The organism is Variovorax sp. 20P10.2.4 (assembly GCF_058244205.1).
Window position 1 is genome coordinate 1 of the sequence record NZ_JBZAYE010000403.1, and the last position, 6,849, is coordinate 6,849.

At 67.4% G+C, this 6,849-nt stretch carries 6 protein-coding genes; 5 read left to right on the forward strand and 1 reads right to left on the reverse strand.

Going from position 1 to position 6,849, the window contains the following annotated elements:
• The 4 genes from AC27VN_RS28345 to AC27VN_RS28360 form a co-directional block, all read left to right on the forward strand.
• Positions 1-1,593: hydantoinase B/oxoprolinase family protein (locus AC27VN_RS28345; protein WP_490878692.1), on the forward strand; the 1,593-nt coding region annotated here is incomplete at its 5' end.
• Positions 1,594-1,944: 351 nt separating this feature from the next.
• Positions 1,945-2,832, forward strand: a complete 888-nt coding sequence (locus AC27VN_RS28350) for a 6-bladed beta-propeller (protein ID WP_490878693.1) — start codon at positions 1,945-1,947, stop codon at positions 2,830-2,832.
• On the forward strand, positions 2,829-3,170 hold the full coding sequence (locus AC27VN_RS28355; protein ID WP_490878694.1) for a hypothetical protein: 342 nt from the start codon (positions 2,829-2,831) through the stop codon (positions 3,168-3,170). The genes AC27VN_RS28350 and AC27VN_RS28355 overlap by 4 nt, the downstream gene beginning before the upstream one ends.
• A complete protein-coding gene (locus tag AC27VN_RS28360) occupies positions 3,157-3,906 on the forward strand; it encodes a hypothetical protein (RefSeq protein WP_490878695.1) in 750 nt (249 codons plus the stop codon). The genes AC27VN_RS28355 and AC27VN_RS28360 overlap by 14 nt, the downstream gene beginning before the upstream one ends.
• 183 nt (positions 3,907-4,089) lie before the next feature.
• Here the strand turns inward: AC27VN_RS28360 and AC27VN_RS28365 are convergent, their stop codons facing one another.
• A complete protein-coding gene (locus AC27VN_RS28365) occupies positions 4,090-5,793 on the reverse strand; it encodes an electron transfer flavoprotein-ubiquinone oxidoreductase (RefSeq protein WP_490878696.1) in 1,704 nt (567 codons plus the stop codon).
• A gap of 139 nt (positions 5,794-5,932) precedes the next feature.
• On the opposite strand from AC27VN_RS28365, the gene AC27VN_RS28370 reads away from it, so the two are divergent.
• Positions 5,933-6,715: an SDR family oxidoreductase gene (locus AC27VN_RS28370; protein WP_490878697.1), complete on the forward strand. Its 783-nt coding sequence runs from the start codon at positions 5,933-5,935 to the stop codon at positions 6,713-6,715.
• Positions 6,716-6,849: the final 134 nt, after the last annotated feature.

The following is a 6,849-nucleotide window of genomic DNA, read 5'->3' on the forward strand; positions in this document are numbered from 1 at the left end:
GACGGCGTGGAGCTGCACCGCGTGCGCGAGCGTGCCACCAGCCATGCGATCGGCACCCGCGCCGACCCGGTGATGCTCGAGGTCTTCAACAACCTCTTCATGAACATCGCCGAGCAGATGGGGCTGCGGCTGCAGAACACGGCCTATTCGGTCAACATCAAGGAGCGGCTGGACTTCTCGTGCGCGCTGTTCGACGTCGAGGGCAACCTGATCGCCAACGCGCCGCACATGCCGGTGCACCTGGGCTCGATGAGCGAGTCGATCAAGACCGTGATCGCCTGCAACCCCGACATGAAGCCCGGTGACGTGTTCGTGCTCAACGACCCCTACCACGGCGGCACGCACCTGCCCGACATCACGGTGGTGACGCCCGTCTACCTCGACGCGGCCGATGCGCGGCCCTCGTTCTACGTGGCCTCGCGCGGCCACCATGCCGACGTGGGCGGGATCACGCCGGGCTCGATGCCACCGTTCTCGAAGACCATCGGCGAGGAGGGCGTGCTGATCGACAACTTCAAGCTGGTGGAGGGCGGCCGGCTGCGCGAGGTCGAACTCCGCGCATTGCTCGGCGGCGGCGCGCATCCCTCGCGCAACATTGAGCAGAACCTGGCCGACCTGCGCGCGCAGATCGCGGCCAACGAGAAGGGCGTGCAGGAGCTGCAGGCCATGGTGGCGCAGTTCGGCCGCGAGACGGTGGCGGCCTACATGGGCCATGTGCAGGACAACGCCGAGGAGTCGGTGCGTCGCGTGATCACGGCGCTGAAGGACGGCGAGTTCGTGCTGCCGCTGGACAACGGCGCGCGCATCCAGGTGCGCGTGAAGGTCGACGCGGCGGCACGCTCGGCGACGGTGGACTTCAGCGGTACGAGCGCGCAGCTGCCGAACAACTTCAATGCGCCGCGCGCGATCACGATGGCGGCGGTACTGTACGTGTTCCGCACGCTGGTCGACGACGACATTCCGCTCAACGCGGGTTGCCTGAAGCCGATCGAGGTGATCGTGCCCAGCGGCTGCATGCTGAACCCGCTGCCGCCCGCGGCGGTGGTGGCCGGCAACGTCGAAACCTCGAGCTGCGTGACCAATGCGCTCTACGGTGCGCTCGGCGTGATGGCGGCGAGCCAGTGCACGATGAACAACTTCACCTTCGGCGACGGCGCGCACCAGTACTACGAGACGATCTCGGGCGGTTCGGGCGCGGGCGAGGGCTTCGACGGCACGAGCGTGGTCCAGACCCACATGACCAATTCGCGGCTCACCGATCCGGAGGTGCTGGAGTTCCGCTACCCGGTGCGGCTCGACAGCTACAGCCTGCGTTCGGGGTCGGGTGGAGCGGGGCGCTGGCGTGGTGGTGACGGGGGTGTGCGGCGGGTTCGGTTCCTGGCACCGATGACGGCTTCGATCCTCAGCAATGGGCGGCACCATGGTGCGTTCGGTGGTGCAGGAGGTGATGCTGGGGCGGTGGGGATCAACCGTGTCGAGCGGGCCGATGGGAGCGTCGAGGCACTTGATCACATCGGGCAGGTTCAGATGGGGGCGGGGGATGTGTTCGTGATCGAGACGCCTGGTGGGGGCGGTTGGGGCGCTTTGGATTGAGGTTGGGGGCGGGCGCGCGCCGACGGGGTACTCCCCTCCGCGAATGTCCCCCGCCCTTCGGGCTCCTCCTTTATTTCGCTGCGGGGAGTACCCCGCCGACGCGCGCCAGACGCGCAGTAGTTGATCGGCTGGCACTACCGTAGCGCCCCCGTGCACAGGGCAGTGGGTGCTTCCCGCAGCGAAATCAAGGAGGAGCCGAAGGCGGGGGACATTCGCGGAGGGAAGTACCCGCTGTCCTGTGCACGCGCCCCGAACCTCAACAAGAAAAACCATCCCGAGCCAACAGAAAAACTGGTTGGACGCAAGGCAGCGATGACCCTAGGCTTGAGGATTCCCGACACAAGAATCCCCATGCCACCCAACGAAGCACCAGATTTCTTCATGACCGACGGCCAGTCGGACTACCGAATGGTGCGCCCCTGGCAGAAGCCTTCACCACGCGGCAATGTCGGCGTGATCAGCCAACTGGCGCTCGACAGCCGCGGCCGCGTGTTCGTGCTGCAGCGCTCGGCACCGCAACTGCTGATCTACGGACCCGATGGCGAGCTCGACACGGTCTACGAAAACCCCAGGCTCACCAGCGGCCACGGTCTCTTCATCGATGGGGCCGACAACGTCTACCTCGTGTCGTACGACGCCCATCAGGTGCTGGCGCTCGATGCCGCGCTCGAAACGCGTTTCGAACTCGGCCACTTCAATGCGCCGCGCTGGGGTGCGCCGTTCAATCATCCGACCGACGTGGCGGTTGCGCCCGACGGCGAGATCTATGTGAGCGATGGCTATGGCAATGCCTGCGTCCATCGCTTCTCGGCCGAGGGGCGGCATCTGCAGACCTGGGGCGGTGTAGGGCAGGGGCCCGGCGAGTTCTCGACGCCGCATGGCGTGTGGGTGCTGTCCGATGACCGCGTGGCCGTGTGCGACCGCGACAACGACCGCATCCAGCTCTTCGACCGCGAGGGCCGCTATCTGACGCAGTGGACCGGCCTGCTGCGGCCGATGGACATCTGGTCGAACGGCAGCGAGGTGTTCGTGACCGAGCAGGCGCCGCGCGTGAGCCGGCTCGATCTCTCGGGCGCGGTGCTGGGGCGCTTTCGCACTTTCGGCGTGTATGGCCATGGCCTGTGGGGCGCGGCCGATGGCAGCCTGTTCGTGGCCGAGCAAGGGCACGGCATGCATTGCGTGACCAAGTACGAACGCATCGGGCCGGCGGGGGCGGCTGCGCTACGCTCTCGCGCATGAAAGCGTTGCCTCAGGATTTTCTCGACGTTCTGCGCCTGCCCGTGCTGCATGAGGACGACCTCGATGCGCAGGCGAGCTTCTACGACCACGATGCGGTGTCCGACTTTTACCGCGCCACGGTGAAGGAAGGCACGGGCGACGAGGTGCTGCAGGCCGCGGCCTCGCTGCTGCCCGAACTGCATCCACTGCGCGCCCGCGCTGTTCGCGATTCTTTGCGGCGGGCTGGTGGAGAACGGCGCCGATCCGCGGCTGCTGTTTCCGGCGGCGCTGCGGCGCCTGGCCCAACTGCTCGCATCGCTCGCACCCCATTGCGCCGCGGAGCCGATGGAGGACGATGAAGAAGAAGCGCCCGAAGAGGATCCGGCCGATGTCCTCGCCTGGCGCGCCGCCGAAGCCGCCGTCGAGGCGCTGCCGCCGGCCGAGCGCCTGCAGGTCGAGGCGAGCCGGCAGGCGGTCGATTTGCTGGTGCTGCCGCTGATGGCGATGCTGATGCGCGATGTGCGCAACCATCGCGAACTGCTGGCAGACGAGGCGCTGCGCGAGCGCATCGAGGCGTTGTCGGTCAACGGCACCTTGCCCTTCGAGGAACTGCATTTCCTGCACCGCGCCGCACAGATGGCCTACGAGGACGAACTGGTCGTGCTGCTGCCCGCCTCGAACGCCGGGATGATCGTGCGCGCCCACGGCATCAACAACAACTTCCACGCCTTCTCGCTGCTGCAGGATCTGTTCAGCGTGCATGCCGAGACATTGGGCATCCGGCAGCCGCTGGCCGACCGCCTCGGTGCCGATGACGAGCCGCGCGACAGCGACTCGGCGCAGTATCTCTGGCTGCAGGCTAAGGCCTATGCCGGTGGCGAACTCGTCGACCGCATGGCCTGGGCCTGGGGCGAGGGGACGTTGCGAGAGAACGCGCGTCGGCAGGGGCGGCTGGTGCTCGTCGCGCTGGAGACCGAGGACAAGCCCGCGCGCGGCTGGAACGGTTTCAACCAGGCCTTCCATTCGGAGCAGAAGCCACAGGTGACGGTAGTGCGCTTCCTCACGGCCGAAGAGGTAGCCACGTACCTCGCTTGACCGACAGCCCCGCAGCGCTTCCCGTGCGCAGGGCAGCGGGTGCTTCCCGCAGCGAAATCAAGGAGGAGGCCGCAGGCCGGGGGACATTCGCGGAGGGAAGTACCCGCTGTCCTGTGCACGCGTCCCGAACAAGAACGACCAGAAACAAAAAGGCCCTCCGAAGAGGGCCCCAGAAAACAGACCTCACATCCCCACGTAGTTGGGCCCACCGCCCCCTTCGGGCGTGACCCACACGATGTTCTGCGTCGGATCCTTGATGTCGCAGGTCTTGCAGTGCACGCAGTTCTGCGCGTTGATCTGCAGCCGCTGCTTGCCCGCGCTGGCCTCGTCGGGCACGAACTCGTACACGCCCGCCGGGCAGTAGCGGCTTTCGGGGCCCGCGAACTTCGCGAGGTTGACGTTGACCGGCACCGACGCATCCTTCAGCGTCAGGTGGGCCGGCTGCTGTTCCTCGTGGTTGGTGTTGCTGATGAACACGCTCGAGAGCCGGTCGAAGGTGAGCTTGCCGTCGGGCTTGGGGTAGGCGATCGGCTGGCATTCCGCGGCCGGCTTCAGGTACTGGTGGTCGGGCTTGGTGCGGCGCAGGGTCCAGGGGATGTTGCCCTTGAGCAGCCATTGCTCGATGCCGTTCATCAGCGTCGCGACCAGCAGGCCCTTCTTGAACCAGGCCTTGAAGTTGCGCGCCTTCTTGAGTTCGGCATGCAGCCAGCTCTTCTCGAAGGCCGCGGGGTAGGCCGTGAGCTCGTCGTGCTGGCGGCCGGCCTGCAATGCGTCGAAGGCGGCCTCGGCGGCCAGCATGCCGGTCTTGATCGCGGCGTGGCTGCCCTTGATGCGGCTCACGTTGAGGTAGCCGGCCTCGCAGCCGACCAGCGCGCCGCCCGGGAACACCGTCTTGGGCAGCGACTGCAGGCCGCCGGCCGTGATCGCGCGCGCGCCGTAGCCAATGCGCTTGGCGGGCTTGATGCCCTTGGCCTCGTCGCCCTCGAGATACCAGCGGATGTTGGGATGCAGCTTCCAGCGCTGCATTTCCTCGAACGGGCTCAGGTAGGGGTTGCTGTAGTCCAGGCCCGTGATGAAGCCCATGGTGACCTTGTTGTCCTCCATGTGATAGAGGAAGGCGCCGCCGTAGGTGTCGCTCTTCATCGGCCAGCCGGCCGTGTGCAGCACGAAGCCGGGCTCGTGGCGCTTGGGATCGATCTCCCAGACTTCCTTGACGCCCAGGCCGTAGGTCTGCGGGTCCTTGCCCTCGTCGAGCTTGAATTTGGCGATCAGCTGGCGGCCCAGGTGGCCTCGCGCACCCTCGGCGAACACCGTGTACTTGCCCAGCAGCTCCATGCCGAGCTGGAAGTTCTCGGTCGGCTCGCCGTCCTTGCCCACGCCCATGTTGCCGGTGGCGACGCCGCGCACTGCGCCCTTTTCGTCGTAGAGCACTTCGGCGGCCGGGAAGCCCGGGAAGATCTCGACGCCGAGGTTCTCGGCCTGCTGCGCCAGCCACTTGGTGAAGGCGCCGAGGCTGATGATGTAGTTGCCGTGGTTCTGGAAGCAGTCGGGCAGGAAGGCGTTGGGCGTGCGCAGGCTGGCCTTCTCGCCGAGGAACACCATCGCGTCGTCGGTCACGGGCTGGTTCAGCGGCGCGCCGAGTTCCTTCCAGTCGGGCAGCAGCTCGTTGAGCGCGCGCGGGTCCATGATGGCGCCCGACAGGATGTGGGCGCCGGGCTCCGAGCCCTTCTCGAGCACCACGACCGAGACCTCCTTCTCGTGCTGGGCGGCGAGCTGCTTCAAGCGGATCGCGGTCGAGAGTCCGGCCGGCCCGCCACCGACGACGACGACGTCGTACTCCATGGCTTCGCGGGGACCGTACTGGGCAAGGATTTCGTCGTGGGTCATGGGGGTCTCGTCGATATGATGGGAGGCACTGGCGCTTCGTGGCTGCCGGGCATTTTATGCGGGCGCCACGGGCCGCCCCCGCGGGGCGTGTCGCCCGTGTTTTCACGTCGCCTTCGCGACTCCACAGGAACAGCACTCCATGGCGTACAGCATCGATCTCTCGGGCCGCGTGGCCTTCGTCACCGGCGCCTCGAGCGGCCTCGGCGCGCAGTTCGCGAAAACGCTGGCGCGCGCCGGTGCCGCCGTGGTGCTCGCGAGCCGGCGCGTCGACAAGCTCAAGGAACTGCGCGCGCGCATCCAGGGCGAGGGCGGCGACGCCCACGTGGTCGAGCTCGACGTGACCGACATAGCCAGCATCAAGGCCGCGGTGGCCCGCGCCGAGACCGAGGTCGGCGCCATCGACGTGCTGGTCAACAACTCGGGCGTGAGCACCACCCAGCGGCTGCAGGACGTGACGCCCGAGGACTACGACTTCATCTTCGACGCCAACCTCAAGGGCTCCTTCTTCGTCGCGCAGGAGGTCGGCAAGCGCATGCTGGCGCGCGCCAAGGGCGCCGCGCCGGGCACCTACATCGGCGGGCGCATCATCAACATCGCCTCGGTGGCCGGGCTCAAGGTGCTGCCGCAGATCGGCGTCTACGCCATGAGCAAGGCCGCGCTGATCCAGATGACCAAGGCCATGGCGCTCGAATGGGGCCGCTTCGGCATCAACGTCAACGCGCTGTGCCCGGGCTACATCGAGACCGAGATCAACGAATCGCACTGGAGCACCGAGGGCGGCGCCAAGCTCGTGAGCATGCTGCCGCGCAAGCGCGTGGGCAAGCCCGAGGACCTCGACGGCCTGATCGTGCTGCTGGCCAGCGGCGAGAGCCATTTCGTGAACGGCGCCGTGATCGCCGCCGACGACGGGTTCGCACTCTGAGCCCGCGCGCCTGGTTCGGGGTCGCGGCCGGCCTGGGCGCGGGGGCGCTCTGGGGGCTGGTGTTCGTCGTGCCGCGCATGGTCGGGCACTTCGCCATGGTCGACATCGTCTCGGCGCGCTTCGCCGTCTTCGGC

Coding starts and splice junctions, on each gene's coding strand:
- AC27VN_RS28360 (WP_490878695.1), top strand. CDS start 3,157: ATGGAGGACGATGAAGAAGAAGCGCCCGAAGAGGATCCGGCCGATGTC.
- AC27VN_RS28355 (WP_490878694.1), top strand. CDS start 2,829: ATGAAAGCGTTGCCTCAGGATTTTCTCGACGTTCTGCGCCTGCCCGTG.
- AC27VN_RS28370 (WP_490878697.1), top strand. CDS start 5,933: ATGGCGTACAGCATCGATCTCTCGGGCCGCGTGGCCTTCGTCACCGGC.
- AC27VN_RS28350 (WP_490878693.1), top strand. CDS start 1,945: ATGCCACCCAACGAAGCACCAGATTTCTTCATGACCGACGGCCAGTCG.
- AC27VN_RS28365 (WP_490878696.1), bottom strand. CDS start 5,793: ATGACCCACGACGAAATCCTTGCCCAGTACGGTCCCCGCGAAGCCATG.